This is a genomic window from Promicromonospora iranensis (genome assembly GCF_028994775.1).
In the GTDB taxonomy this organism is placed as follows: Bacteria; Actinomycetota; Actinomycetes; order Actinomycetales; family Cellulomonadaceae; genus Promicromonospora; species Promicromonospora iranensis_A.
Genome location: NZ_JAJQMN010000003.1, coordinates 164,079 through 189,560, shown reverse-complemented (window position 1 = coordinate 189,560; position 25,482 = coordinate 164,079). Strand labels below are relative to the sequence as shown.

Below are 25,482 nucleotides of genomic sequence, written 5' to 3'. Positions count from 1 at the left end.
GGGAACGCTCCTTCGAACGGTGTCAGACCAACCGGGAGAACCAGCGCAGGGACAGGGCGGTGGCGGTGATGGCGAGCGCCAGGCCGAGCAGGACCAGGGGAGTGGTGACGAGGGTGGTCTCGGTGCGCCAGCCGATGGCCGAGCCGATGTCCTCGTAGACCTGGTCGAGCTCGGCGCCGCTCTCGGCGCGGTAGAAGTGGCCCTCGGTCTCCTCGGCGAGCATGCGCAGCGTGTTGTCGTCGGCGGGGGCCGACTGGCTGCGGATGCCGTTGCCGATGACGCCGCTGGGGGTGCCGTAGGCGATGGTGGAGACGGGCATCTGGGCGTCGAGCGCGGCCTGCACGGAGTCGGTGGGGCTGCGGCCGGCGGTGTTGAACCCGTCGGAGAGCAGGACCAGCCGGGCGGGGATCGGCTCGGCGGCGGGGTCCTCCTCGGCGCCTGGCGCCGGATCGGCCCCGTTCGTGCTCGCGGAGCCGTCGTCCGACGTCGTGCCGCTGGTGGCGGCCTGCCGGGCGACCTCCGCAGCCGCTGCGAAGACGGCCTCGCCGATGGCGGTGCCGCCGTCGGACCGCAGGGTCTGGATGGAGTTCTCGACGAGGGCGCGGTCGGCGGTGACGGGCGCGACGAGCTCGGCGTCCTCGGCGAACGCGACGACGCCGACCTGGACGGTCTCGGGGAGCTCGCGGACGAACTGCACGGCGGCCTCCTTGGCCGCGGTCAGCCGGTCCGGGGGCACGTCCCGCGCCTCCATCGAGCCGGACACGTCGATGGCGACGATGACCGTCGCGCGTTCGTACGGCACCCGGAGCCGCATCTCGGGTCCGGCCGCGGCGGTGGCGAACGCCCCGAGTGCGAGCAGCACCAGGCCGGTCGCGAGATGCCGCCGCCAGCGCGGGCGGGCCGGGGCGACCCGGTCGAGCATGGGCAGGGTGGCGAAGCGGACGGCGTAGCGGGTGCGGCGCCGCTGCATCAGGACGTACGCCAGCGCGAGGGCGGCGACGGGGACGAGGGCGAGCAGGATCAGGGGGTCGGTGAAGGTCATGGTGTCCTCCGGGTGCGGCGGGCGGGGGCGCGACGGCGGTCCTTGACGAACCGGGCGAGCGTCGCCGCCCAGTCGGTGTCGGTGCTCACGCGCAGGTGCTCGGCGCGGCAGGCGCGCACGGCGGCGGCGGTCTGGTCGCGCCGGTGGGCGGCGACGGTGGCGTAGGCGAGGCGCAGCGCGGGGTCCGACGTCGACACCTCGCGCTGCAGCCCGGTCTCGGGGTCGACGAACACCGCCTCGCCGACGTCGGGCAGCTCGCGCTCGCGCGGGTCGTCGACCTCGACGACGATCACGTCGTGCCGGGCGGTCAGCCGGCGCAACGCGTCCTCCCACTCGAAGGGGCGCTCGACGTCGCCGTCGGGCGCCACCAGGTCGGTGACGACGACGCACAGGCCGCGGCGTCGGGCCCGCGCACCGAGGCCGCGCAGGGCGTCCGAGAGCGGCACCTGCGGGCTGCCCGTCCGCACCGCCGCGTCGAGCCGGGACAGCGTGACCGCCGCCGCGCGGCCCGGCCGGGGCGAGATCCAGCGCAGGCCGGCCCCGTCGATCAGGCCGATGCCCACGCGGTTGCCCGGTCCGGCGGTGAGCAGGCCGACGGCGGCGGCCACCTCCTCGGCGACGTCCACCTTCTCGGTCTGCGCGGTGCCGAAGGTCATGCTGGCGCTGCGGTCGACCAGCAGCCACGTGTCCAGCTCGTGCTGGGCGCGGGTGCGCCACAGGTGGGCCTCGCCGGTGCGGGCGGTGACGTTCCAGTCGATCCGCCGCACGTCCTGCCCCGGCTGGTACTGCGTCAGCTCCTCCGGGTCGGAGCCGGGACCGAGCGCGTGCCCGTCGACGTCGCCCTGCAGCAGCCCGTCGACCCGCCGTCGGACGGTGAGCTCGAGCCGGCGGAACCTGCGGGCCGAGCTGTTCCGCGCCGAGTCGTTCATCGCACGACCACCTCCTCCTCGGCGGGTGCCACGCGCGGCTGCGGGATGGCGGCGAGGACGGCCTCGACCACGCTGCGGGGGTCGACGCCGTCGGCCGCCGCGTCGAACGTGAGGACCAGCCGGTGGCCGAGGGTGTCGGCCGCCAGGTCGACGAGGTCCGCCGGCAGCACGTAGTCGCGTCCGCGCATGAGGGCGAGCGAGCGTCCGGCGGCGATCAGTCCGAGGCTGCCGCGCGCGCTGACGCCGTACTCCAGCACGCCGTCGAGGTGGTGCAGGCCGTACTGGTGGGGCCGGCGGGTGGCCATGACCAGGGCCACCGCGTACTGCGCCACGGCGTGGTGGACGAACACCTGGTCGGCCTCCCGCTGGAGCTGGCGGACGATCGCCGCGTCGAGCAGCGGCTCGGCGCGCGGGGTAGCGGCGCTCATCCGCTGAACGATCGTCAGCTCCTCCAGCTCGTCGGCGTGGTCGACGTCGACCTTGAGCAGGAACCGGTCGCGCTGCGCCTCGGGCAGGGCGTAGACACCGTCGCTCTCGATCGGGTTCTGGGTGGCGAGGACGAGGAAGGGGTCGGGCAGGGCGTAGGTGCGTCCGCCGATGCTGACCTGGCCCTCCGCCATCGCCTCCAGCAGGGCCGACTGCACCTTGGCCGGGGCACGGTTGATCTCGTCGGCGAGGACGAGGTTGGCGAAGACCGGGCCGAGCTCGACGTCGAAGTCCTCCCGGGAGGGCTTCCAGACGCGGGTGCCGACGATGTCCGACGGCATCAGGTCCGGCGTGAACTGCAGGCGGGCGAAGGAGCCTCCGGCGACGGTGGCCAGGGTGCGCACCGCGAGCGTCTTGGCGACGCCGGGCACACCCTCGAGCAGCACGTGGCCGCGGGAGAGGAGGCCGACCATGATGCGTTCGACCATGTGGTCCTGCCCCACGATCACCCGTTTCACCTCGATCAGCGCCCGTTCGACCAGGGCGGCGGCCGGGCGGAGCGGTGGGTGCGTGGCGACGGCGGGGATGTCCTGGGTGGCTGGTCTGTGCTCGTTCATGACACCGACTTCAGCGGACGGTCGAGAAAACTGCGGGAAACCCGAGCGAAAGCCGACCGAAAGGGGGGGACTGACAGCCCCTGTCACGACGCGCCCCGGGCGGTTACCGTGCTGCTGTGCGGCTGCTGATCGTGGAGGACGAGGCGGGTCTGGTGAGTGCCCTGCAGGTGGCACTGCGCCGAGAGGGCTACGCCGTCGATCAGGCGCGCACGGTGGCCGAGGCGAGGGAGAAGCTCGGCCTCAACCCCTACGACCTCGTGCTGCTCGACGTGACCCTGCCCGACGGGACCGGCTTCGACCTGACCCGCGCCGTCCGCGGCGGCCAGATCCCGCTCGCCGACGGCGACCCGCCGCGCATCCTCATGCTCACCGCGCGCGGCCGCCTGACCGACCGGGTCACCGGCCTCGACGTCGGGGCGGACGACTACCTCGTCAAGCCGTTCGCCATCATCGAGCTGTCCGCCCGCATCCGCGCCCTCCTGCGCCGCGAGGGGCGCGAGGTAGCCGCGGTGCTCGAGCACGGCCCCATCCGGCTCGACGCCGCCCGGCAGCTGGCCTGGCGCGGCGCCCGGGAGCTCGTGCTCACCCGCAAGGAGTTCGCCGTGCTGCGCTACCTGATGAACCGGCCCGCCTACGTGGTGCCGGCCGAGGAGCTCCTCGAGCACGTGTGGGACGAGAACGCCGACCCGTTCACGCAGACCGTCCGGGTCACCGTCGGCACCCTGCGCCGCAAGCTCACCGTCGACGGCGAGGATCCCGCCCTGGAGACCGTGATCGGCCGGGGCTACCGGCTGCGCGAGCTGCCCGCCTCGGTCAAGGGCGTCCCCGCATGACCTTCCGGGGGCTCCCCGGGTGGGCGCGCACGGTGCGGATGCGGCTCGCCCTCACCTACTCCGCGACCCTGTTCGGCATCACCGCGCTCATCCTCGCCGGGGTCTACTTCGCGCTCTCGCAGACCATCGTCGCCGCACCTCTGGACCCCGTCACCGTCAAGCGGTTCGAGAAGAAGCCCGACGGCAGCATCGCCTACAAGGACGGCGAACAGTTCCAGGCAGCCGACCTCGACAGCGTGCAGCACGCCGTGAACTTCACCGCCCTGCAGACCTTGCGGGACTACTCGGCGGTGGCGCTCGCGGTGATGTTCCTGCTCAGCGTGGCCGTCGGCTGGTGGGTGTCCGGGCGGGCGCTGCGGCCGGTGGAGGCCATCACGCGCACCGCCCAGGAGATCGGTGCCACCGACCTGTCCCGGCGGATCGGCGCGACCGGGCCGCGCGACGAGCTGCGCACCCTGGCCGACACGATCGACGGGATGCTCGACCGCCTCGACCGGGCGTTCACCGCGGAACGCAGGCTCATCGAGGACGTGTCCCACGAGCTGCGCAACCCCGTGATGGTGGTGCAGGCGAACGTCGAGGCGGTGCTCGGCAACGAGCAGGCGGACGAGGCACAGCGCGCCGAGGCGACCGCCGTCGTCCTGGGTGCGACGAGCCGGATGTCCCGGCTGCTGGAGGATCTGCTGGCGACGGCGCGGTTCCGGTCGGAGGCGTTCGCCGACCGAGAGGTCGACCTCGCGGCGCTGGCCGAGGGCGCCGTCCGCGACAACCGGGCCGTCGCCGAGCGGCGTGGTGTGTCCATCGTGGAGCGGACCCATCCCGGACCCGTCGCCTACGGTGACGCGAACGCGCTGGGCCGGGCGGTCGACAACCTGCTGTCCAACGCGGTGCGGCTCGCGCCCGTGGGCAGCGCGATCACCGTGGGCGTGGGCAGCAGGCTCGGCTGGGCGTGGATCGGCGTGGCGGACGAAGGGCCCGGTGTCCCGGCGGAGGCGCGGGACCGGATCTTCGACCGGTTCTACCGGGGGGACAACGGGAACGCGGGTGAGGTGGCCGACGGCGGTGGCGGCGGGCCGGAGGCCGGGCGCGGGGAAGCCGGGCGCGCGGAGCGGCCGGACGGCTCCGGGCTCGGGCTGGCCATCGCCCGCCAGGTCGCGGAGAGCCACGACGGGCACCTGCTCCACACCGACCACGGTCCGAGCGGCAGCACCTTCACGGTCTGGCTCCCGGACCGGACCCTGGACCGCGCGACCGAGCGCGGGGACGCACCGCCGGACGGTGACCCGCTCGCGTCGTGACGGACTCTCCGGAGCGGCCGGAGCGGCCGGAGCGGCCGGAGCGAGCGGGGCTGCGCGTGGCCGGTGCCGCCGGCGTCAGGCCTCGGCGTCCTGACGCGACGCCCGCGCAAGCCGTTCGACGAGGTCGTCCGGGATCGGCTTGTTCGGCGAGAACGTGATGCCGGTCTTGGTCGCCTTGAGGCCGGCCGCCGCGATCTCCTCGGCATGTTCGGAGATGGCGCCCGGAAGGACATAGAGCCCGCACTGCTTGCTGAACGCCGCGTAGCTCGCGACGACCGAGCCGTCGATGCTGAACCCCGGCATGTTGTAGGCCACGATCTCGTCCGCTTCGGACAGGGTGCGGGACAGCAGCGCGCGCAACCGTCTCAGCGCGGGCTGAAACGGCTCGGGTGCCGCGGCGATGTAGGCGTCGTGGTCGGCTGTCGCCGTCATGAGGGTGCCTCGCTCTTGGTTCCGGTCGTCGTCAAGGTCTTCGATCGCTCCTGCCCCACGATAATGCCGTCGCCAGGCCGTAGTGTTGCGGGAGCAGGTGCGACGCACGCCTCCACCATCGCAGTTCGGAGCAACCATGAAGTCAGGTCTGATCGTGCTCGGCGCAGTGCTCGTCCTCATGGGTGGCGTCTTCACCTTTCAGGGACTCGGCTACCTGGCCGGCAGCTCGATGACAGGCGAGACGATGTGGGCGGTCATCGGGCCGATCCTCGCCGTCGTCGGCATCGTCCTGATCCTCTGGGCCGCCCGCACGGGCCGGTCCGGCAAGACCGGCTGAGGTACGCCCGACCGGGCCCGCGTCCGCCGGAGGTACGGGGCGAGCGGAGCGGCCTAGGATCAGGGGAGCCGTTCGCCACGACGTGAGGACCATGACCATGAGCACCGAATGCACGCACCTGGACCTGGTAGCCGTCCTCGAACCGAAGAACGTCGAGGGCTGCCCCGAGTGCCTCGCCCACGGCGGTACCTGGGTTCACTTGCGGAGCTGCCTCGTGTGCGGGCAGGTGGGCTGCTGCGACTCGTCGCCGGCCAAGCACGCCACGGCGCACTTCGAGGCCACGGGCCACCCGCTGATGCGGTCGGTCGAGCCCGGCGAGGGCTGGGGCTACTGCTACGTCGACGAGGTGACGGTGCCGACCGCCCAGCTCCGCGCGCTGGCGTAGCACTCCGTACGCGTCTCGTCGACGCACTCGTCCACGCCGCCCGGCCGCACGTCGCCGCCGCTCCTACCCTCAGTCGACGACGTCCCCGCCTGCCGCCCGCAACGCCTCGAGCACCGTCCTGACGGCGAGCCGTTCGGCGCGGTCGGGCCGCAGGATCGCAACGATCCACCGGGCGGCGTCCATGCCGTGCACCGGCCGCAGGACGATCCCGGCGCCGGGCGTGGTGCTGTACCGGGGGAGCACGGCGACGCGGTCGCCGGCCGCGACGAGCGCCTCGATCAGCCGGTTGTCGCGGAGTCGCTGGACCACGCGGACCGGGGTCCCCGTCGTCGTCTCGACGGCGATGCGCAGGTCGTCGAACGGGTAGCCGATCGGCACGCCGTACCACTCGTGGAGCACCAGTTCCCGGGCCGTGACCCGGGGCCTGGTGGCCAGCGCGTGGTCGGCCCGCATGGCGATGTCGAGGGGTTCGCGAAGCAGGGCCGCGGTGACCAGGTGTCCCGCCCCGGCGGGTACGGGACCGGTGAAGCTGTGCCCGACGACGATGTCGTGGTCGGCGACCATCCCGGAGTACTCCGACTCGGCGATGTCGACGTCGGTGCACTCGAGGTGCACGTCCGTGCCGGCGAGCCGGTCGAGCACGCCGGGCAGCAGGATCGTGGCGGCGCTCGGGAGCGCCGCCAGACGGACGGTGCCCGATGCCGAGCCCAGGTACGCGTCCCACGTCGCCTGCACCTGCGCGATCGTCCGGGCGAGGTCGCGGCCGCCGTCGGCCAGGAGCCTGCCCGCCTCGGTGAGCCGTACGCCCCGGCCGTGCGGCTCCACCAGCGGGATGCCGCCCAGCTCGCGTTGCGCCGTGCGGAGCTGCTGCGACACGGCGGACGGCGTCCGATGGGTCGCCTCGGCGACCGCGGTCACCGAGCGACGGTCGGCGAGCTCACGGAGCAGGTCGAGGTGACGAGGATCTACCCGGGTCAGGTCGTGACCGCGGCGGCGAGGCTCTGCGTCCATGAAGGCAACCTACAAGGACTTGTAGAAACTTTCGCTTGTCCTTCAGATCCGGTGCCGCCCAGACTCGGGCCATGCCCATCTCGCACCGTCTGCTCGCCCTGTCCGTCGCGGTCATGTGGGGACTGAACTTCATCGCTATCGACGCATCGCTCGCTCAGTTCCCGCCGTTCCTGCTCGTGGCCCTGCGGTTCGCGATCATCGCCGTGCCGACAGTGCTGCTCGTACCACGTCCGCAGGTGCCGGTGCGCTGGCTCCTCGGGTACGGCATCGGCTTCGGGATCCTGCAGTTCCTGTTCCTGTACTGGGGCATGGCCGTCGGCATGCCGACCGGGCTGGCGTCGCTCGTGCTGCAGTCCTCGGCACCGTTCACCGTGCTGCTCGGTGCGATCGCGTTCCGGGACCGGGTGACCGCGCGCCAGCTGGTGGGGCTGGGCGCGGCGACCCTGGGGCTGGCCGTGGTGGGCTGGTCCCAGGCGCAGGCCGCCGCGTTCGCACCCTTCCTGCTGGTGCTCGCCGGCGGCTTCGGCTGGGCGATCGGCAACGTGTCCAACGCGCGGGCCAAGGCGCCGAACCCGCTGCACCTCACGCTGTGGATGTCGGTGGTGCCGCCGGTGCCGATGTTCGTCCTGTCGCTGATCGTGGAAGGCCCGGGCGTCATGGGTGCCTCGTTCAGCCCCGGACCGCACATGGTCCCGGCGCTGCTCGGGCTGGCCTACACGGTCCTGATCGGGACGATCGTGGGGTCCGGGGTCTGGACGTGGCTGATGGCCCGGCACCCCGCGGGCGTCGTCGCGCCCTTCTCGATGCTGGTCCCCGTCGTGGGACTCAGCGCCTCGGCGGTGCTGCTGGGGGAGGACATCGAGGTGGCGACCGCGGTCGGCGCCGCGCTGGTGATCGGCGGCGTGCTCTGGGGGTCGCTGCGCAAGGCCAACCCTCCGGTCCCGAGCGGCGTCGAGGAAGAGGCGCCCCCACACCTCTCGACGCGCGAGACGGTCGGGTCCTAAAGTGTGGAGAAAGCGTGATCAACCGTAGGTCCTCTACCGGAGGCGACCATGGATGTCGTACTGCTGATCGGCCGGGTGCTCTTCGTGGCCCTCTTCCTGGGGAGCGCCGTCAGCCACCTGACCCAGACGGAAGGCATGGCCGGCTACGCCGCGTCCAAGGGCCTTCCGATGGCCAAGCCGGCAACCCTCGCCAGCGGTGTGCTGATGCTCCTCGGCGCGCTGTCCGTCCTGCTCGGCGTCTGGGGTGACCTGGGCGCGCTGCTGCTGCTCGTCTTCCTCCTTCCGACGGCGTTCCTCATGCACGCGTTCTGGCGGGAGGCCGACCCGGCGGCGAAGCAGACCGAGATGATCCAGTTCAACAAGGACGTGGCGCTCGCGGGCGCGGCGCTGGCGTTCTTCTGGGCGTTCAGCCAGGATCCTGGCCTGACCATCACGGGCCCGCTGTTCTCCTTGGGCTGACCGGCACGCACGGGGGCGCGCTCACGCGGTCTCCCCGTCCGCGTCCTCCAGCTCCTCCGGGTTGGGCAGGCCGGCCAGGAACCGGAACGACACGAGCGCGACCAGCGTCGCGATACCGCCCGCGATGAGGAACGGTGCGCGCAGATCGATCCGGCCGAGCAGCCCGCCCAGCAGCGAGCCGAGCGGCATGGTGCCCCACAGCAGCGTGCGCCACGTGCCGTGGACCCGGCCCAGCAGGCGGCCCGGGATCGCGGCCTGGCGCAGCGACATCACGAGGATGTTCCACCCCGTCGTGCCGGCGGCCGACAAGAAGTAGCCGAAGGCGACGACGCCGAGCACGGGGACGGCGCCCATCAGGACCAGCGCCGCGAGCGACAGGGTCTGCGCCACCGCCATCACCGGTCCGGCACGGAACCGCTCCTTGAGCCGGTTGGCGATCGACGCCGCACCCAGCGAGCCCACCGCGCCCACCAGGATGTACGCCCCGTACCACGCCTCCGGCAGGCCGAGCTGGTTCAGCACGTAGAGCACCATCGTGGCGGTGGCGGCGGAGAAGCACAGACCGATCACCACGCTGATCAGCCAGAGCTTCCGGAGCATCGGGTTGCCCATGAGGTACCGGAACCCGTCGGTGAACTGCCGGTACCAGGCGACGCGCGGTTCATCCGTCGGGTGGGTGTGGTGGCGGCCTGCGGCGGCGAGCGGCAGGAACACCGCCATGACGCCGGCCACCGCGTAGGTCAGCACGTTGATCCCGAGCGGCACCACCACCGAGATCGCGAACAGGGCCGAGGTGAGCGGGCCGGACAGGAACCGCTCGACGACGATCTCCCCCGCCTCGACCCGCGAGTTCGCGCGCGGCAGATCCTGCTTGGCGGCGATCGAGGGCAGGACGGCGCGGAGCGCGCCGTCGTAGACGGTCTCGAACGCCCCGTACGCGAACACGACGCCGTAGAGCCACCAGATCGTCAGCCCGTCCGTCGCGAACAGCACGAGCAGGAGGACCGCGAGCAGTGTGCGGACGCCGTTGGCGAGCGTCATGGCGCGCCGTCGGTCGATCCGGTCCAGCAGGATCCCGGCGGGGATCGAGAAGATCAGCCAGGGCAGCATCGCCACGGCGGCGACGCCGGAGACGAGCAGCGGGTCGTCGGTCAGCCGTGCCGCGAGCAGGGGAGCCGCCACCTTGGCGATGCCGTCCCCGAGGCTCGAGCTGACGTTCGCGATGATGACGTTCCTCAACGCCCGCCCGAGCGGCTGCCTGGTGCTCACGACGAGAGCCTAGAGCGACGCCACCACGAAAAAGTCGTCCGACCGGGTCACGGTCGGTCTCGGGCGAACATCACGACCGCCGCCGTCGTCCCGACGAGGGCGGTGGCGGTCAGCACTGCCGCGATCGGGGAGGCGTCGTGGAGTCCGATCATGCCCGCGACGGGCGCGACGAGCCCTGCTGTGGCGAAGGTGGTGAAGCCGTAGACGGAGGTGGCGGTGCCCGTCTGCGCCGCCTGGTCACGCAGTGCGCGGCTGAACGCACCGACGAAGCAGCCGCCGCACCCGGTGACGAAGAGCCACAGGCACACCAGCAGGCCCGCGAGCCCCGCACCCGCGTGCTGCAGCGGGACGACGGCGATTGCCGCGACGGCGGTGAGGGTGGCGAACCCCACGAGCACCGGCGCACCCGGCCGACGCCGGAGCAGCGCTGCGCTCGCCTGGACCCCGATGGCGAGGCCCAGCGAGTTCGCGAGGAACACCATGGCGAACTGCCCGGGCGAGATGCCGTGGACGCCCTGGAGCAGGAGCGGTGACGCGGCGACGTAGGCGTAGACGCCCGCGTAGGTCATCGCCCCGAGCACCGTCGCGACGCGGAAGCCGGGGTCGCGCAGGACGGCGCGCACGCGGGCGAGCGAGGTCCGGTCGTGGCGGCCGCCGTGGGGGACCGTCTCCGGGACCACCGCCGCCGTCACCGCCAGGACCACCAGCGAGAAGACACCGAGAACCGCGAAGATGCCGCGCCAGCCCACGAGCGGGAGCAGGGCCGCCCCGGCGACCGGCGCGAGCAGAGGGACGGTCGTCGTGATGAGCGTGATGCGCGAGACGAGACGGACGAGCGCCGACCCGTCGCTCACGTCGCGCGCGATGGCGAGGACGAGCACCGAGCTGCCTGCGGCCGCCACGCCCTGGACCACCCGCAGTGCCGTGAGCAGCTCGAGCGTCGGTGCCGCGGCGCACCCGAACGTGACCAGCACGTGCAGCGCCGTCGCGAGCAGCAGCGGACGACGGCGTCCGACCCGGTCGCTCCACGCCCCCGTGACCAGGTTCCCGAGCGCGAGGCCGACGGTCATGCCCGCCAGCGTCAGCTGCACGGCGCCGTCGTCAGCGCCGAACTCCTGCTGCAGCGTGGGGAAAGCCGGGAGATAGAGGTCGATCGACAACGGTCCGAGCGTCGTGAGCAGGCCGAGCACCACCACCAGCAGCCCGGCGTGCCGCACCGCGTCCGCGCGAGTCGCCGTCATCATGCCTCCGTACACCATCGTCGGACGTTAGCCGGTGTCATCGTGGTCGATGCCTAGGCACCGGTCAAGTGGTTACGCTGGTGTCATGCAGCCCGCCGAGAACGACTTCGACACGTGGGCGCCGCCCGCAGCCACGGTCGTGCGCGACTTCGTCAACAGCTACGAGCCACAGGAGGCCGCGGAATTCCTCGACAGCGCGACGGCCCTCCGCGACTGGTTCGCGGCGCGCGGCCTCGCTCCGGCGGGCGCCCGTCTGACGGCGGACGAGGTCCGCGCCGCGCGCCGTGTCCGGGAGGGGCTACGGGCGGTCCTCCTGACCCATGCCGGGCACGACGCCGGTCCCGTGGCCCGCCAGGAGCTCGACGCCGAGCTCGCCCGCATCCCGCTGCGTGCCGCGTTCGACGCCGACGGCGGCATCCGGCTCGAGGGGTCGGGCACCGCGTTCGAACGAGGCATGGCGGGAGTGCTCGACGCCGTCCGCCGGTGCGAGGCGGCGGGCGACTGGGAGCGGCTCAAGGTCTGCGCCCGGGACACCTGCCGCTGGGCGTTCTACGACGCCTCCCGCAACCACGCCAGGCGCTGGTGCTCCATGTCCGGCTGCGGCAACTACGTCAAGATGCGCCGCCGAGCGGCCACCCGCACCCCCTGAGCCCCTGGCCCTCCGTCTGGCCTACGTCGCGACGTCAGGCGCCGGGTGGAGGCGGGCGTGCAGGAGCCGGGCCGTGTCCTGCCGGCGGACCCAGAAGTCATCGAGGTCGGCCCGGAACCGGCCGGTCCCGGCGTAGCGGGCGGTCACCGGATAGGTGCTGCGGGCGAGCTGGACGAATGCGCAGGCCTCGGCCCAGGCGACATCAGCCTCCGTGGCCGCGGGGCTGGCGGCGACGTAGGCATCCAGCACCGTGGCCGAGAGCGTTGGGCCGTGTGGTGAGAGCACCACCTCCGGGCCGAAGGCGATGCGCCCCAGCTCGTAGGCGATCAGGTGTGGCGACGCGTTGGCGAAGTCGACCACCGCGACGAGCCGGTCGCCGTCGAACAAGAGGTTCGGCGCCGCGTAGTCGCCGTGCACCCACTGCCGGGTCAGTGGCGGGACGCCGGTGAGCACGCGGTCGAGAGCGGTGAGCCAGTCGCGGCGTTCGGCAAGGGCCGTCAGGGCGACCCGGTCGAACCCGTCCGGATCGTCGCCTCGGTCGCGGACCAGCGCCTCTGCCTGCTCCCACCGGGTCACGACGTCCGCCGCATCCCAGCGCAGCCACTCCTCCTCGGCCGCGGTGACCGCGGCGGGGTGGGGAGCGAGTGCGGCGAAGGCCTGGTGAAGCCGGCCGAGGGCTGCACCGATCTGGGTGGCCTGACCGAGGCTGACCGGTGGGGACAGCGTCTGGCCCGGCACCCACTCGGTGACGGAGAGCACCAGGGTGTCCACGGGTACCGCGTGGCGCCCATGTCTCGTCGGGCGCGGGAGGGCTGCGGGAACCTCCTGGCGTGCGGCGACGTCCGCCAGTTCCGCCGCGGCCTCGACCCGCTCGACAGTGGTCCGGTCCTCGACCTTGACGAAGTGGCGCGCGGTTCCGCTGTCCAGCCTGAAGGCGGTCGACTGCTCCCCGGCCAGCACCCGGGTCCACGCTCCGGTCAGCCCGTACTCTCGCGCCACCGCCGAGACGACGTCGCGCGCCCGGCCGGCGGGGTGCGCCCCGCCCAGCGCCTCGGCCACCACCAGCTCAGCGCCGTGCACCCCGCACCCCCGTCCCGTCCCGTCCCGTCCCGCCCTGTCCCGTCGATCCCACCACCCCAGCCGAACGTAGGCCCCGTCGCGCCAAGACGTCGAGCGTAGGCCTGGTCGCGGCATGACGGCTGATAGAGCGACCAACCCTACGTTCGATGCCTCCCGATGCCTCGAGGGCGAGGGCGAGGGCGAGGGCGTGCAGCGTCAGGGGGTCCGGTCCTCCGTGAGGCGGGCGTTGATCGTGTTCGTGATGTCGGTCAGCGCGTCGAGCTGCTCCGGAGTGAGGGCGTCGATGACGAGCCGCCGCGCCGTCGCGATGTGGCCGGGGATGGAGCGGATCAGCTCGCGCCGACCGTCGGTCGTCAGCCGCACGTTGGTGGCGCGGCGGTCCTCGGGGCAGGGGGAGCGTTCCACGAGACCGCGCTTCTCGAGACGCCCGCAGACGTGGGACAGGCGCGGCAGGGTGGAGACGCTGGCCTCGGCGAGGGCGGTCATGCGCATCGTCGGATCGGGGCTGAGCTGGAGCCGGGACAGCACGACGAACTCGAAGTGCGTCAGCCCGGAGTCGCGCTGGAGCTGCCGGTCCAGCGCGACGGGCAGGAGGCTGAACATCGTGGTCAGGCCGAGCCAGGCCGCCGACTCCTGGTCGTTCATCCGGGGTACGCGTGGCTTCACGGACCCATCCTACCCGTTTGGTTGACGCGACAAGTAATGGGTGCAACACTCGGGGGTGTTGGTTGTAGGAACAACTATCTTGGGAGAGCACATGAGCACGGTCACCGTCATCGGAGCAGGAAACTTCGGCAGTGTTGTCGCCGGCGTCGCGGCGAAGGGCGGCGCGGGGGTCCAGGTGCTCGCCCGCGATGCCGAGAAGGCGCGCGCGGTCGCCGGCCCGCTGGGCGGCACGGCGGGCGCGATCGGTGATGAGGTGACGGGCGACGTCGTCGTGCTGGCCGTTCCCTACGGGGCCGTCGCGGACGTGCTGAGCGCCTACCCGGGCGCGTTCGACGGCAAGGTCCTCGTGGACGTCACCAACCCCGTCGACTTCAGCACCTTCGACGACCTCGTCGTCCCCGCCGACTCCTCGGCGGCGAAGGTGGTGCAGGACGCCGCCCCCGGCGCACGGGTCGTCAAGGCGTTCAACACGAACTTCGGCGGCACCCTCGCCTCCGGCGAGATCGGCTCCGTGCCGACGACGGTGCTCGTCGCCGGCGACGACGCGGCGGCCAAGCAGGCCGTCGTCGAGCTGGTGACCGCGGCCGGGCTGCGGGGCGTGGACGCCGGCTCGCTCAAGCGGGCGCGTGAGCTGGAGGCGGTCGGCCTGCTGCAGATGACCCTCGCCGGCGCCGAGAAGATCTCCTGGGGCGGCGGCCTCGCCCTGATCTCATGAGTACCCCGGACGTCGTCCCTGTCTGGCGGCAGGGCAGTGTCACAACCGCGGGGGCGGCACCCGACGGCACGCGGATGGACACCGTGGAGCTGCTCGTGCGCGATCTCGACGTCATGAGCGCGTACTACCAGGACGCGGTCACGCTCGACGTCCTCGACCAGTCGGGCGCCACCGCGACGCTGGGCCGTGGCGGCGTGCCGATCATGGTCCTGCGCCAGGAGCGGGACCTGCCGGGTGCGGACCCGCGCGGCGCCGGGCTCTATCACACGGCGATCGTCTTCGAGGACGAGCGGCGGCTGGCCGCGTCGCTGGCGTCCATGGCGCAGCGCGTGCCGGAGACGTACACCGGCAGCGCGGACCATCTGGTGAGCGAGGCGTTCTACTTCACCGACCCCGAGGGCAACGGCGTCGAGCTGTACCGCGACCGCCCCCGTGAGGAGTGGAACATCCGCCCGGACGGGACGGTGGCGATGGCCAGCGAGTACCTCGACCCGAACCAGTTCCTGCGGCGCTGGCACGACCCCGCGGCATCCGACGCCGGCCCGTCCGCGGCGATCGGACACGTGCACCTGCAGGTGGGAGACATCGCGTCCGCGCGCCAGTTCTACGTCGACACGCTCGGGTTCGACGTCACCGCGCAGCTGGGGGACTCCGCCCTGTTCGTCTCGGCCGGCGGCTACCACCACCACATCGGCATGAACACCTGGCGCAGCGCGGGCGCCGCTCCGCGCGCCTCGACGCTCGGCCTCGGCGACGTCCGGATCCTCGTCCCCACGAGGTCCGACGTCGAAGCCCTCGCCGACCGCCTCGGGTTCCACGGCATCCCGACGGCGGACGACGGAGCGACGCTCCGGTTCGCCGACCCGTGGAACACGCGGCTCGCGGTCTCGCCGGAGGCGGGGGCCTGAACGGCGGACGGCGGTCGCCGAGCGGCGCCGGCGGCCCGGTAGCGGCGCACGGCTGAGCGGAGTCGCCGATCCGGGGTCATGGTCGGAGGTGGGCGCCGGGGGAGACGCATGTACTGCGGGGTGGGTTGCTGTGAGTAGACGCTGACTACTCACAGCAACCCACCCCGCTAACGTGGTCCTTCCCCGGCGCGTCGGCCCGTGTCGCGAGCTGCCGCCGACGCCGCTGGGGCCGATGTTGCCGCCGACGGAGCGGCCGCCTCCGGCGTCGGCCAGGCGGAGCTTCGTCGGCCCAGCTCGGCGGCCAGGTCGTCGAACGCCGCCCGGACCCGCTTCTCGTCGTCGGTGACGAGGAGGTCGACGAGCAGCCCGCGCAGCGTCGACAGCACCGACGTAGCCAGCGCGGCAGCTTCCGGTTCAGGGCAGCCGTGCCGTACCAGGCCGGCGGCCAGCAGGGCCGTCCGCTGCTGCATCGACCGGGCCACCGCGTCGCGCAGCATCGGGTTGTCGTGCATGGCGTGCCCGGTGATCGCGGTGAACAGCCGGATGTAGCGGCGTCCCTGGTCCGACGTGGCCCGGCGCCAGATGCTCCCGAGCGGGTCCGGGTCGTCGTCGGCGAGGTCGGGGAGGGCGAGCGACTGGGCCAGCACCAGGTCGACGATCTCGGCGACCAGCTCGTCCTTCGTCGAGAAATGGTGCACCAGGGTCGCGTGGCTGACGCCGACCGTCTGGGCCACCTTGCGCAGCGACAGGCCGGCCAGGCCGTGGTCGAGCGCATGCTCGGTCGCCGCGCGGAGAACTTCCCCACGGCGATGTTCGAAGCGCAGCTTGCGGCCGTCCACGTACCCGTTCACGTACCGACCTTAGTCAGGTGCGCCTGCATCAATCTACGAAATGTCTTGACCGGTTGGTAGAGCTACCTTACTGTCAGTTGCGTCAGTTGCTGTCTTGTCAATCGCAAAGGGGCAATTCATGAGACATCTGATCCGCAAGGCCGGCGCAGCGCTCGTGTCCGGGCTGCTGCTCGCCGGCACCGCCGTCGTGGGCATGCCGAGTGCGCAGGCCGCCGACAACCCGTACGAACGCGGTCCCGACCCGACCGTGGCGAGCATCGAGGCCCGCCGTGGTCCGTTCGCTGTCGCTGACGTGAGCGTCTCGCGTCTCGTCGTCTCCGGTTTCGGTGGCGGCACCATCTACTACCCGACCAGCACCGCCGAAGGCACGTTCGGTGCGGTCGCGGTCGCCCCGGGCTACACGGCCTCGCAGTCCACCATGGCCTGGCTCGGCCCGCGGCTGGCCTCACAGGGGTTCGTCGTCTTCACGATCGACACGAACACCACCTCGGACCAGCCGTCCTCCCGCGGTGACCAGCTGCTCAGGGCGTTGGACTACCTGACGACGCGCAGCTCGGTCGCGAGCCGGATCGACGACGACCGGCTCGCCGTCATGGGTCACTCGATGGGCGGCGGGGGATCGCTCGAGGCGGCCAAGGACCGGCCATCGCTCCAGGCGGCCATCCCGCTGACGCCGTGGAACACGGACAAGACGTGGCCGGAGGTGAGCACACCCACGCTCATCGTCGGTGCGCAGAACGACTCGATCGCCTCGGTCCGCTCGCACGCGGAGCCGTTCTACCAGTCCCTCCCCAGCAGCGCTGACAAGGCGTACCTGGAGCTGCGCGGTGCCAGCCACTTCGCGCCGAACACCGACAACACCACGATCGCCAAGTACAGCATCTCCTGGCTCAAGCGCTTCGTCGACGACGACCTGCGCTACGACCAGTTCCTGTGCCCGGCGCCGTCCACGAGCACGACGATCAGCGAGTACCGCAGCACCTGCCCGTACTAGAGGACGTGTCCCGTCCCTGTCGGGGGACGGGACGCGTCGAACGTAGGCCTGGTCGCTCCATGAACCCTCATGGGGCGACCAGGCCTACGTTCGTTGCTCTGCGTCGGAGGGCTACGCCGGGGTCGGCAGCGTGAGGATCTCGGGTTCGCCGTCGGTGATGGCGATCGTGTGCTCGCTGTGCGCCGTCCGGCAACCTGTCGCGCTGCGGAGGGTCCACCCGTCGGCGTCGGTCACCAGCTCGGCGGTGTCCACCATGACCCACGGCTCGAGCGCGAGCAGCAGCCCCGGGCGCAGCGTGAACCCGCGGCCGGGCCGTCCCGTGTTGGGGACGTGCGGGTCCTGGTGCATCGTCGAGCCGATGCCGTGCCCGCCGAACTCGGTGTTGATCGGATACCCCGCGGCGCTCAGCACCGTGCCGATGGCGTGGGAGATGTCGCCGATGCGGGCTCCGGGGCGGGCCGCGGCGATCCCCGCCCGCAGTGCACGCTCGGTCGTCTCGATCATCGCCATGCTCTCGGCGGGCTTGGTGTCGCCCACGATGAAGCTGATCGCGGAGTCCGCGGCGATGCCGTCCAGGGAGACGGCGAGGTCGAGGGTCAGCAGGTCGCCGTCGGCGAGCCGGTAGTCGCGCGGCTTCCCGTGGAGGACCGCGTCGTTGACGGCGGTGCAGATGTAATGGCCGAACGGCCCGCGCCCGAACGACGGCGCGTAGTCGACGTAGCAGGACTGCGCGCCGGCGTCGACGATCATCGCCTTGGCCCACCGGTCGATGTCCAGGAGGTTCGTGCCGACCGCGCTGCGGGTCCGCAGCGTCTGCAGGATGGTCGCGACCAGGGTGCCTGCGCCCTTTGCTCGGACCAGCTCGGCGGGGTTCAGGATCTCGATCATGTGGCGCCCTTCTCTTACTTCCCAATAACTATCCCGGCCATACTATCCCGGTACTAGAATCGGTTCATGGTCAGGTTGCCGCTCACACCCGCGGACATCGAGCGCGGGCAGCGCCTCGGCGCCCTCCTGCGTCGCGCCAGGGGCGAGCGCTCCATGCTCGAGGTCGCGCTCGACGCACGCGTCTCCCCGGAGACCCTCCGCAAGATCGAGTCGGGCCGCGTGGCGACACCGGCCTTTCCCACGATCGCCGCGATCGCGGAGGTCCTCGGCCTCTCGCTCGACGCGGTGTGGGCGGAGATCAACGAGGCCGATGGCGCAGCCACGTCCGCGCGGCCGGGCCGCAACGCGCGCGAGTGGCTGGCCTCGTAGGCCGTCTCGGCCCTGGTGCCTCAGTCCACCAGCGCCCCGCCGGTCAGGTTGACCACCGTCCCTGTCATCGCGCCGGCGCGGTCCGAGGCCAGGAACGCGGCGGTCTCCGCGACGTCGGAGAGCGTCGGTAGCCGCTGGAGCAGCGTCCCTGCCCGCATCCCGTCGTCCAGGAACTCGTCGAGCGTCTGCCCGGCGGCGGCCGCGGACGGCCCGAAGAGCTCACGCGTGTAGGAGCCCGCGGCGGCCGCGTCGACGACGGCGTGCGGCCGGATGTCGACGACGCGGATGTTCCTCGGCGCCAGCTCCGCGGCCAGCAGTCGCGAGAACGCCTCCTTGCCCGCGGCGCTCACACCGTGGCCGAGGATGCCGCCGACGGCGAGCCGGGCCCCCGGCTCGGACAGGTTCAGGACGACGCCGGGGCGTTCCCCACCCATGTGCCGTGCCACCGCCTTGCTCGTGATGAAGAGCGTCCGCAGGAAGCCGTCGATCGGCCGCATGAACTCCTCCAGCGAGAGGTCTGCCAGCGGCGTCCCCTGGTCGTGCACGACACTCACGGCGTTGAGGGCGACGTCGATGCTGCCGGCCTGCGTGGCGACCGTGTCGGCGTGTCGCTCGACCGCCTCCGGGTCGAACACGTCGAGCTGAGCGGTCTCGACCTGGCCACCCGCGGCGAGGATGTCGTGTGCCACGGCGTCGAGCTTCGCCTGCGTCCGTCCGGCGATGAAGACCCGTGCCCCCTCCCGGGCGAACACCCGCGCGACGGCGCCGCCGATGGCACCTCCGCCGCCGTAGATGACGGCGTTCTTGTTCTCCAGCAGCAGTCCGCTCATGACGAATCTCCAGACGATCGGTGGTGGTGGTGGCCAGCTCCTGTGGGGGAGCGGTTCATGACGTCGCGCGCGTAGGGACCTCCCAGAGCGCCGACGGCATGACCGCGCCGGTCTCCAGCAGCGTCTTGAGGTTGGCGAGCACCGCGGGCCAGCCGCCCGACATGCGGCGGTGCATCTCCGCGTCGGGCAGGTTCTCGTGGGTCACGGTCAGCCGGACGACGTCGGCGTGCGGTTCGATCAGGAAGGTGACCACCGAGGGGCCATCCGGTCGCTCGGTGCCGGGGGAGGCCTCGAAGGTGACGGCGAGCCGGTTCGGAGCCTCCGCCTCGAGCACGGTGCCGACGACGTCGACGGTGTCGGAGCCGTCGACCCGGCGGTGCTCCCACGGCGAGCCGACCTGCCAGTCGGAGACGTTGGCGTGGTGCCAGTACCGCGCGGTCACGTCGGAGTCGGTGAGTGCCTGCCACACCTGCTGGGCGCTCGCCCTGATGTAGGTGACATAGACGTACGTCGGGACGGTCGAGGTGGTCTCGGTCATGGCGTGTTCCTCTGCTCGGTCTCGGATGGCGCTCAGCGCTGCCAGTCGTGGCGCGTCGTACGCCGCGATCCAGCGCTCCCCGATCTCGTGGATCGGAGCGGGATTGAGGTAGTGCAGGCGTTCTCGCCCACGGCGCACGACAACGACGAGGCCGGCCTGCGCCAGGAGGTCGAGGTGCTGCGTGGCCGACTGGCGCGCCATCTCGAGGCTGCCGCAGAGCTCGGTGAGCGTCTGGCCGTTCTGCTGACGGAGCCGGTCGAGGAGCAGGCGTCGGGTGGGGTCGGCCAAGGCCTTGAACACCGGGTCGAGGACGTCCTGCTGTGCGGTCATGGATCCAATATGCAGGCAACTACCTGCATAAGCAAGGGTGACCCGAGTCCGGTTCGTGCTCGGATCGGAGCAGTGGCTACGGCTCGAGGTGGGCGGAGAGGTTCGCCAAGGACGACGTGAGCCCTTCCGCATGGTCGCGGGCCCGGACCCCGGGCGGCACGTTCCGCGCGACGATCTCCACGATGGTTCCCTCGTCGACGCTGTGCATGCTCCACTCCATCCGCATCGTTCCCCGGAACGCCGGGTCGTCGGACTCGAAGTCGATGTCCTGGACGATCCGCTCGCCGGGAACGATCCGCGCGATACGAACCTCCGACACGTCTTCGTCGGCCGACGTCTTGCCTGGAGCGTCCGAGGCGTCGCCGTAGGTCAGGACGAGGCGGTACGAGCCGCCCTCGCGCATGTCGAACCGCTCGAAGCGGCCGCTCATCCCCGCGGGAGGCAGCCAGGCGGCCAGCGCGTCAGGGTTGGTCAGGGCGGCGAACGCCGTCGCCCTGTCCACGTGGAGGAGGAGGCTTGCCCGGTCTGTTCTTCCCGTGCTCAAGCGTCCACCCGCTCCTCCAGGCGAACGGTCACCGAGTCGCCCTCCTCCTTGCCGATCGCCTTGCGCACGTCCGCCTTCACGGGCAGCTTGTGCGTGCCGTCGCCCAGGGCCATGAACGAGCTCCGGAACGGATGCCCGTCGATCGTGCCGCGTACCTTCACCAGGCCGCGGGTGCCGAAGAACTCGGCGGACCGGGGCCACACGACGTATGTCCAGCCGCCCTTCTCAGGGCTCTTCTGCAGGGTCGCGGTGAACTGCTCGTCCATCACGGGTACCGCCTCTCGGGAGTTCGGGAGTTCGGGAGTTCGGGAGTTCGGGAGTTCGGTGTTTCGGGGGTCGGAGAGGAGGGCTGCCCCTTCGCTCGTGATGCTCATCAGGTACGACGGCGGCTCGTGGTGAAACTCATCGCGGAGCTCCCGGCACACCGTGGTGAGATAACGGGCATGCCTGTGATCCATGTGCTGAACGCGTCGCCCCGTGACACCGACACCAAGCGCGAGCTCGTGGCCGAGCTGACCGCGACTTACGCCCGCGTGATGCGGATGAAGCCCGACACGATCCGGGTGATGATCCAGGAGATCCCACGGGAGAACTGGGGCGTGGGTGGTGTGACGCTCGCGGACTCGGGGCAGGACGAGAGCCTTCCGCATTAGAGCGATCGTCCGCCGGTCAACCGGACCGAGAATTCGCTTGCCCGGCGAGGCCGGAGCCCGTGAGGCTGTCCGCCGATGATGCCGTTGACCGAGATCGACCGCCTGAAGCGTACGGTCACCTCCGCGTGGGAGAGCCCGGTCGCCGACCAGGTCGCTGCCGCCTGGGGGTACCCGGCCGGCACTGCGAAGTGGTGGCGCTCCAGCGCCTCGCACGTGTTCGTCCTGCCCGACCCGAGCGGGAAGCGGTACCTGCGATTCGTGCCTGACACCTACCGGGAGGCCGATGCGGTCGAGCGGGTGAGCGTCCTGATGGAGCGGCTCGCTGCGGGCGGCGCGGCAGTGGTGGGCCCGGTCCGGTCCGAGACCAGGAGACTGACGGCGACGGTGCCGACGGAGCTGGGCACGATGCACGCCATGGTGGTCGAGGCAGCGGCGGGCGAGGAGATCGACGCCGAGGGCCTCACCGATGATCTCGCGCGCGAGTGGGGCCGGGCCCTTGCGCGGGTGCACGACGGCGCGGTCGGCATCGAGGTCGGCCTGCCGGAGGCCTTTACCGAGCTGGCCGAGATCCCTGACCTGTTCGCCGAGGACCCCGCGCTCGTGAAAGCCGCTGCCCGATTGTCCGACCGGCTCGCGGGCCTGCCGCGTGACCGCTCACGGTTCGGGGTGGTGCACGGCGACTTCGAGCTGGACAACCTGGCCTGGGATGCGGGCCGGGCGACCGCCTTCGACTTCGACGAGGCCGCACTGTCCTGGTACGCCGCCGACGTCGCCTACGCCGTGCGCGACCTGACCGGTGCCGACGTGGACTCGGACCCGACGCACCGGCACCTCGTCCAGGCGTTCGTCGCCGGGTACCGCGACGTGCGGACGCTCGATGACTCCGACCTGGCGAACTTGCGGTTGTTCGTTGGTGCGCACGCAGCCTGCTCCGCCGTCCGCATCGCCCGTGCCCTCGAGTCGTCCGGAGCTGACGAGCCCGAGTGGAGGGCAGAGCTCCGGGCCGACCTGACCGGCATGGCGCGGGCGCACCGGGACCTCGCGGTCGCCGTCGCCGCAGGCTGCGGTACTTGAACGTAGGGCTGGTCGCGCTCTGGACACTCGCAGAGCGACCAGCCCTACGTTCGAACGGGCGGGGGCGGCCGGCTCGCGTGCGGCCCGGCGCAGGTCAGCTCGCAGGCGGAGTTGAAATTGATAATGGTTATCACTACTGTCGCGGCGTGACCGCACGCGTGCTCGCCTCTGTGGCGCCGACCCCGGGCAGCCCTCCCGGCTCCTCCTTCTCGATCCGACGCCGCCTTCTCCGGCGAACCGCCTGGTCCTGCGCGGCCCTCGCGATCGCGCTGGTGACCCTCGTGGTCGTCTCCGGCGCGGTCGGCTCGGTCGAGGTGAGCCTCGCCCAGGCGGCGCAGATCACCCTGGGGCACCTGGTCCCGGGGATGCCGTGGATGTCCGACGGGACCCTCACCCCGCTGCAGGACCAGGCGGTGTGGCAGTTCCGCCTGCCGAGGACGCTCCTCGCGGGACTGGCCGGCGCCGGCCTGGCGCTCGCGGGGGCGCTGATGCAGGTGACGGTGCGTAATCCACTGGCCGAGCCCTACATCCTCGGGGTGTCGTCGGGCGCGAGCGTGGGCGCCGTGCTGGTGATCGTCTTCGGCACCGGCGTGCTGGGCGGCCTCTCGCTCAACGTCGCCGCCTTCATCGGCGCGCTCGTGGCGTGCGCGTGCGTGGCGGCCCTGGCCCGGAAGGACGGCGAGCTCTCGCCGACCCGCATGATCCTCGCCGGCGTGGCCCTCGGCACGCTGTTCAGCGCGGTGACGAGCTACCTGACGATCTCCACGGACGCGCAGAACGTCGTCAGCATCATGTTCTTCCTGCTGGGCAGCGTGTCCGCCGCGACCATGCAGAGCCTGATCGGGCCGGCGATCGCCCTCGTGGTGGCCTGCCTGGTCGCGGCCGGGACGTCGCGCTCGCTCAACGCCCTGATGACCGGGGACGAGTCCGCGACCTCGCTGGGCGTGGACGCCACCCGGCTGCGCGGGCTGCTCCTCGTCGTGGCGTCGCTGCTGACGGGGACCGTCGTCTCGGTCGCCGGCGGCATCGGCTTCGTCGGCCTCGTGGTCCCGCACATCGCCCGCATCGTCGTGGGCGCCGACCACCGGCGGATGCTGCCGGTCACCGTGCTCGCGGGTGCGGTGTTCCTGATGATGGCGGACCTCCTGGCCCGCACCGTGGCGATGCCGACCGAGATCCCGCTCGGCATCCTCACCGCGTTCGTCGGGGCGCCGTTCTTCCTGTGGCTGATGCGCCGTGGCGGCGCCGACCGGGCGGGGTTCGGACGATGAGGGTCGAGTTCGACGACGTCTCGGTGGTCCTCGGTGGGACCGAGGTCGTGCACGGCGCCTCGCTGACCGTCGATCCGGGGACCGTGGTGGGCCTGGTCGGCCCCAACGGCAGCGGTAAGTCCTCGCTGCTCCGGACGCTCTACCGCGCCGTCCGGCCGAGCCGCGGCACCGTGCGGGTCGACGGCGCCGACGTACGGACTCTCTCCGGACGGCAGCACGCCCGGCAGGTGGCGGTCATGCTCCAGGACCCGCACACCGACTTCGACCTCAGCGTGCACGAGGTGGTGCTGCTGGGCCGGGCACCGCACCACGCCTCCTTCGGCAGGGACACCGCGGAGGACCTGCGGATCGCTGACGACGCCATGCGCCGCACCGGCATCGACGACCTCGCCGCACGCATGGTGGGCACCCTCTCCGGCGGCCAGCGGCAGCGGGTCATGCTCGCGCGCGCCCTGACCCAGCAGAGCCCCGTCCTCGTGCTCGACGAGCCGAGCAACCACCTCGACATCAAGCATCAGCTCGAGCTCATGAGCACGGTCCGCGGCCTCGGCCGGACGGTGATCGCCGCGCTGCACGACCTGAACCTCGCGGCACAGTACTGCGACCGCGTGGTGGTGCTCGACGCCGGCACCGTCGTCGCCGACGGGCCACCGGCCACGACGTTCACGCCGGAGCTGATCCGGGCGGTCTTCGGCGTTCAGGCGCGTCTGCTCGAGGACGGGCACGACCGCGTCCTGGCCTTCCGGCGCCCGTACGCCGACACCTTTCCGGACGGGGCCGTACCGGACCCCGCACCCGTTCCCACCGAAAGCGAGATCTCCTCATGACCCGAAACCCCCGTCGCGCGGCTACCACCGGCGCCGTCGCAAGCCTGGCCGCGGCCACCCTGCTCCTGTCCGCCTGCGGGTCCGGGGTCACGCCCGCGTCGGGACAGACCGGCAGCGCGGAGCCGGTCACCGTGGACAACTGCGGCGAGGACGTCGTGGTCGACGGCGTGCCGGAGGCCGTGGTGGGCATGCACCCCTCGCAGACGGAGCTGCTGCTGCGCCTGGGCCTGGCCGACCGCCTGGCCGGCCAGGCGCAGGCGACCACGCAGGAGCTGCCCGACGACGTCGCCTCCCTCGCGGCGGACGTACCGGTGATCGGCGGCGACACACCGCCCAGCCGTGAGGACCTCCTGGCCGTGCAGCCCGACTTCGTCTACTCGCCGACCACCTACGAGTTCACCGCCGAGCAGGGCTTCGCGAGCATCGAGCAGCTCCAGGACGCCGGCGCCGCCGTCTACGTCGCCACCGGCGGATGCGCGGACCGTCGGATGTCGGGCGAGGTCACCGACCTCTTCACCGACCTGGAGGACCTCGGCGCGATCTTCGGCGTCGAGGACACCGCCGCCGACCTGATCGCCGAGAGCCAGGCCGAGCTGGACGACATCGCCGCGGCCGTCGCCGACGTGGACAAGCTGCGGGTCGCGCAGGTGTACGTCGACGGGACGTCGCTCTCCGCGATCGGCGCGGGCGTCGAGTACGACATCCTGCGCCTGGCCGGGTCGGACAACGTCTACACGCCCGAGCAGCCCGCCTTCGCCGACTTCTTCGCCGCCGAGATCACCCCGGAGTCCCTGGCCGCCGAGGCGCCCGACGCCCTGGTCTTCTCCGTGTCCGACGCCGAGCACGAGGAGGCCGTCCGCGAGTACCTCACCAGCACGTTCCCCGACCTGCCCGCCGTCCGCGAGGACCGGCTCATCGCCATCTCCGCCGCCGACGTGTTCCCCGGCACGCTCGGCAACGTCGCGGCCGTCCGCCAGATCGCGGAGGCGCTCTACCCCCAGGAGCTCTGACC

Annotated in this window: 31 protein-coding genes; 16 read left to right on the top strand and 15 right to left on the bottom strand. The window is 72.0% G+C overall.

The genetic code is table 11. The features are described 5' to 3' along the window. Window positions 1-22 precede the first annotated feature (22 nt). From LUU90_RS06270 to LUU90_RS06260, 3 genes are read right to left on the bottom strand one after another with little or no spacing between them, the layout of a single operon-like run. Window positions 23-1,042: a VWA domain-containing protein gene (locus LUU90_RS06270; protein WP_275002482.1), complete on the bottom strand. Its 1,020-nt coding sequence runs from the start codon at window positions 1,040-1,042 to the stop codon at window positions 23-25. Then, window positions 1,039-1,971 carry a DUF58 domain-containing protein gene (locus LUU90_RS06265; RefSeq protein ID WP_275002481.1) on the bottom strand — a complete coding sequence of 311 codons (933 nt, stop codon included), beginning with the start codon at window positions 1,969-1,971 and terminating at the stop codon, window positions 1,039-1,041. The genes LUU90_RS06270 and LUU90_RS06265 overlap by 4 nt, the downstream gene beginning before the upstream one ends. After that, window positions 1,968-3,014, bottom strand: coding sequence for an AAA family ATPase (locus LUU90_RS06260; protein ID WP_275002480.1), 1,047 nt, complete (start codon window positions 3,012-3,014; stop codon window positions 1,968-1,970). The genes LUU90_RS06265 and LUU90_RS06260 overlap by 4 nt, the downstream gene beginning before the upstream one ends. A 116-nt stretch (window positions 3,015-3,130) precedes the next feature. On the opposite strand from LUU90_RS06260, the gene LUU90_RS06255 reads away from it, so the two are divergent. After that, window positions 3,131-3,847, top strand: coding sequence for a response regulator transcription factor (locus LUU90_RS06255; protein WP_275002479.1), 717 nt, complete (start codon window positions 3,131-3,133; stop codon window positions 3,845-3,847). Beyond that, the gene (locus LUU90_RS06250; RefSeq protein ID WP_275002477.1) at window positions 3,844-5,145 is read left to right on the top strand and encodes a sensor histidine kinase; all 1,302 of its coding nucleotides are present in this window, start codon (window positions 3,844-3,846) and stop codon (window positions 5,143-5,145) included. The genes LUU90_RS06255 and LUU90_RS06250 overlap by 4 nt, the downstream gene beginning before the upstream one ends. A 75-nt stretch (window positions 5,146-5,220) precedes the next feature. On the opposite strand, the gene LUU90_RS06245 is transcribed toward LUU90_RS06250, so the two are convergent. Further along, window positions 5,221-5,577 carry an iron chaperone gene (locus LUU90_RS06245; protein ID WP_275002476.1) on the bottom strand — a complete coding sequence of 119 codons (357 nt, stop codon included), beginning with the start codon at window positions 5,575-5,577 and terminating at the stop codon, window positions 5,221-5,223. Window positions 5,578-5,713: 136 nt separating this feature from the next. Between LUU90_RS06245 and LUU90_RS06240 the strand changes: the two genes are divergently transcribed. Both LUU90_RS06240 and LUU90_RS06235 read left to right on the top strand, forming a co-directional pair. After that, window positions 5,714-5,914, top strand: a complete 201-nt coding sequence (locus LUU90_RS06240) for a hypothetical protein (RefSeq protein WP_275002475.1) — start codon at window positions 5,714-5,716, stop codon at window positions 5,912-5,914. 97 nt (window positions 5,915-6,011) lie between these two features. Next, window positions 6,012-6,299, top strand: a complete 288-nt coding sequence (locus tag LUU90_RS06235; RefSeq protein ID WP_425596198.1) for a UBP-type zinc finger domain-containing protein — start codon at window positions 6,012-6,014, stop codon at window positions 6,297-6,299. Window positions 6,300-6,368: 69 nt separating this feature from the next. On the opposite strand, the gene LUU90_RS06230 is transcribed toward LUU90_RS06235, so the two are convergent. After that, window positions 6,369-7,310, bottom strand: a complete 942-nt coding sequence (locus LUU90_RS06230) for a LysR family transcriptional regulator (RefSeq protein WP_275002473.1) — start codon at window positions 7,308-7,310, stop codon at window positions 6,369-6,371. A gap of 71 nt (window positions 7,311-7,381) precedes the next feature. Here LUU90_RS06230 and LUU90_RS06225 point away from each other — a divergent pair, with 71 nt between their 5' ends. Both LUU90_RS06225 and LUU90_RS06220 read left to right on the top strand, forming a co-directional pair. After that, window positions 7,382-8,314: an EamA family transporter gene (locus LUU90_RS06225; protein WP_275002472.1), complete on the top strand. Its 933-nt coding sequence runs from the start codon at window positions 7,382-7,384 to the stop codon at window positions 8,312-8,314. 48 nt (window positions 8,315-8,362) lie between these two features. After that, a complete protein-coding gene (locus LUU90_RS06220; RefSeq protein WP_275002470.1) occupies window positions 8,363-8,773 on the top strand; it encodes a DoxX family protein in 411 nt (136 codons plus the stop codon). 21 nt (window positions 8,774-8,794) lie between these two features. Here the strand turns inward: LUU90_RS06220 and LUU90_RS06215 are convergent, their stop codons facing one another. Together LUU90_RS06215 and LUU90_RS06210 are read right to left on the bottom strand one after the other, a co-directional pair. Then, the gene (locus LUU90_RS06215; protein ID WP_275002469.1) at window positions 8,795-10,042 is read right to left on the bottom strand and encodes an MFS transporter; all 1,248 of its coding nucleotides are present in this window, start codon (window positions 10,040-10,042) and stop codon (window positions 8,795-8,797) included. Between the two features lie 47 nt (window positions 10,043-10,089). After that, window positions 10,090-11,283 (bottom strand): Bcr/CflA family efflux MFS transporter, encoded by a 1,194-nt coding sequence (locus tag LUU90_RS06210; protein ID WP_275002468.1) that lies wholly within the window; start codon window positions 11,281-11,283, stop codon window positions 10,090-10,092. 85 nt (window positions 11,284-11,368) lie between these two features. Between LUU90_RS06210 and LUU90_RS06205 the strand changes: the two genes are divergently transcribed. Next, the gene (locus tag LUU90_RS06205) at window positions 11,369-11,932 is read left to right on the top strand and encodes a CGNR zinc finger domain-containing protein (protein ID WP_275002467.1); all 564 of its coding nucleotides are present in this window, start codon (window positions 11,369-11,371) and stop codon (window positions 11,930-11,932) included. Between the two features lie 21 nt (window positions 11,933-11,953). Here the strand turns inward: LUU90_RS06205 and LUU90_RS06200 are convergent, their stop codons facing one another. Together LUU90_RS06200 and LUU90_RS06195 are read right to left on the bottom strand one after the other, a co-directional pair. After that, complete coding sequence (locus tag LUU90_RS06200) at window positions 11,954-13,012, bottom strand: phosphotransferase enzyme family protein (protein ID WP_275002466.1); 1,059 nt, start codon at window positions 13,010-13,012, stop codon at window positions 11,954-11,956. 195 nt (window positions 13,013-13,207) lie between these two features. Then, window positions 13,208-13,678 (bottom strand): MarR family winged helix-turn-helix transcriptional regulator, encoded by a 471-nt coding sequence (locus LUU90_RS06195; protein WP_275002464.1) that lies wholly within the window; start codon window positions 13,676-13,678, stop codon window positions 13,208-13,210. 91 nt (window positions 13,679-13,769) lie between these two features. On the opposite strand from LUU90_RS06195, the gene LUU90_RS06190 reads away from it, so the two are divergent. After that, on the top strand, window positions 13,770-14,393 hold the full coding sequence (locus LUU90_RS06190; protein WP_275002463.1) for an NADPH-dependent F420 reductase: 624 nt from the start codon (window positions 13,770-13,772) through the stop codon (window positions 14,391-14,393). After that, window positions 14,390-15,301, top strand: a complete 912-nt coding sequence (locus LUU90_RS06185) for a VOC family protein (RefSeq protein ID WP_425596197.1) — start codon at window positions 14,390-14,392, stop codon at window positions 15,299-15,301. The genes LUU90_RS06190 and LUU90_RS06185 overlap by 4 nt, the downstream gene beginning before the upstream one ends. A 167-nt stretch (window positions 15,302-15,468) precedes the next feature. On the opposite strand, the gene LUU90_RS06180 is transcribed toward LUU90_RS06185, so the two are convergent. Beyond that, window positions 15,469-16,152, bottom strand: coding sequence for a TetR/AcrR family transcriptional regulator (locus LUU90_RS06180; protein ID WP_275002462.1), 684 nt, complete (start codon window positions 16,150-16,152; stop codon window positions 15,469-15,471). Window positions 16,153-16,270: 118 nt separating this feature from the next. On the opposite strand from LUU90_RS06180, the gene LUU90_RS06175 reads away from it, so the two are divergent. Next, a complete protein-coding gene (locus tag LUU90_RS06175; protein WP_275002461.1) occupies window positions 16,271-17,146 on the top strand; it encodes a serine aminopeptidase domain-containing protein in 876 nt (291 codons plus the stop codon). Between the two features lie 111 nt (window positions 17,147-17,257). Here LUU90_RS06175 and map read toward each other — a convergent pair whose 3' ends face one another. Then, window positions 17,258-18,034, bottom strand: coding sequence for a type I methionyl aminopeptidase (map, locus tag LUU90_RS06170; RefSeq protein ID WP_275002460.1), 777 nt, complete (start codon window positions 18,032-18,034; stop codon window positions 17,258-17,260). 66 nt (window positions 18,035-18,100) lie between these two features. On the opposite strand from map, the gene LUU90_RS06165 reads away from it, so the two are divergent. After that, window positions 18,101-18,403: a helix-turn-helix domain-containing protein gene (locus LUU90_RS06165; protein WP_275002459.1), complete on the top strand. Its 303-nt coding sequence runs from the start codon at window positions 18,101-18,103 to the stop codon at window positions 18,401-18,403. 20 nt (window positions 18,404-18,423) lie between these two features. Here the strand turns inward: LUU90_RS06165 and LUU90_RS06160 are convergent, their stop codons facing one another. From LUU90_RS06160 to LUU90_RS06145, 4 genes are all read right to left on the bottom strand, one after another. Continuing rightward, window positions 18,424-19,233 carry an SDR family NAD(P)-dependent oxidoreductase gene (locus tag LUU90_RS06160; RefSeq protein WP_275002457.1) on the bottom strand — a complete coding sequence of 270 codons (810 nt, stop codon included), beginning with the start codon at window positions 19,231-19,233 and terminating at the stop codon, window positions 18,424-18,426. 55 nt (window positions 19,234-19,288) lie between these two features. After that, complete coding sequence (locus tag LUU90_RS06155) at window positions 19,289-20,101, bottom strand: SRPBCC family protein (RefSeq protein ID WP_275002455.1); 813 nt, start codon at window positions 20,099-20,101, stop codon at window positions 19,289-19,291. 76 nt (window positions 20,102-20,177) lie between these two features. Beyond that, a complete protein-coding gene (locus tag LUU90_RS06150) occupies window positions 20,178-20,603 on the bottom strand; it encodes an SRPBCC domain-containing protein (protein WP_275002454.1) in 426 nt (141 codons plus the stop codon). A gap of 38 nt (window positions 20,604-20,641) precedes the next feature. Continuing rightward, entirely contained in the window at window positions 20,642-20,911 is a 270-nt protein-coding gene (locus tag LUU90_RS06145) for a DUF1905 domain-containing protein (protein ID WP_275002751.1), read from the bottom strand. A 177-nt stretch (window positions 20,912-21,088) separates the two neighbouring features. Here LUU90_RS06145 and dmpI point away from each other — a divergent pair, with 177 nt between their 5' ends. The 5 genes from dmpI to LUU90_RS06120 all read left to right on the top strand — a co-directional run bounded on the left by dmpI (window position 21,089) and on the right by LUU90_RS06120 (window position 25,480). After that, window positions 21,089-21,298 carry a 4-oxalocrotonate tautomerase DmpI gene (gene dmpI / locus LUU90_RS06140; protein ID WP_275002453.1) on the top strand — a complete coding sequence of 70 codons (210 nt, stop codon included), beginning with the start codon at window positions 21,089-21,091 and terminating at the stop codon, window positions 21,296-21,298. Window positions 21,299-21,373: 75 nt separating this feature from the next. Beyond that, window positions 21,374-22,372, top strand: coding sequence for a phosphotransferase enzyme family protein (locus LUU90_RS06135; protein WP_275002452.1), 999 nt, complete (start codon window positions 21,374-21,376; stop codon window positions 22,370-22,372). A 146-nt stretch (window positions 22,373-22,518) separates the two neighbouring features. Beyond that, window positions 22,519-23,643 carry a FecCD family ABC transporter permease gene (locus LUU90_RS06130; RefSeq protein WP_275002450.1) on the top strand — a complete coding sequence of 375 codons (1,125 nt, stop codon included), beginning with the start codon at window positions 22,519-22,521 and terminating at the stop codon, window positions 23,641-23,643. Beyond that, the gene (locus LUU90_RS06125) at window positions 23,640-24,470 is read left to right on the top strand and encodes an ABC transporter ATP-binding protein (RefSeq protein WP_275002448.1); all 831 of its coding nucleotides are present in this window, start codon (window positions 23,640-23,642) and stop codon (window positions 24,468-24,470) included. Before LUU90_RS06130 ends, LUU90_RS06125 begins: the two co-directional genes overlap by 4 nt. Next, the gene (locus LUU90_RS06120) at window positions 24,467-25,480 is read left to right on the top strand and encodes an ABC transporter substrate-binding protein (protein ID WP_275002447.1); all 1,014 of its coding nucleotides are present in this window, start codon (window positions 24,467-24,469) and stop codon (window positions 25,478-25,480) included. Before LUU90_RS06125 ends, LUU90_RS06120 begins: the two co-directional genes overlap by 4 nt. The last annotated feature ends 2 nt before the right edge of the window (window positions 25,481-25,482 follow it).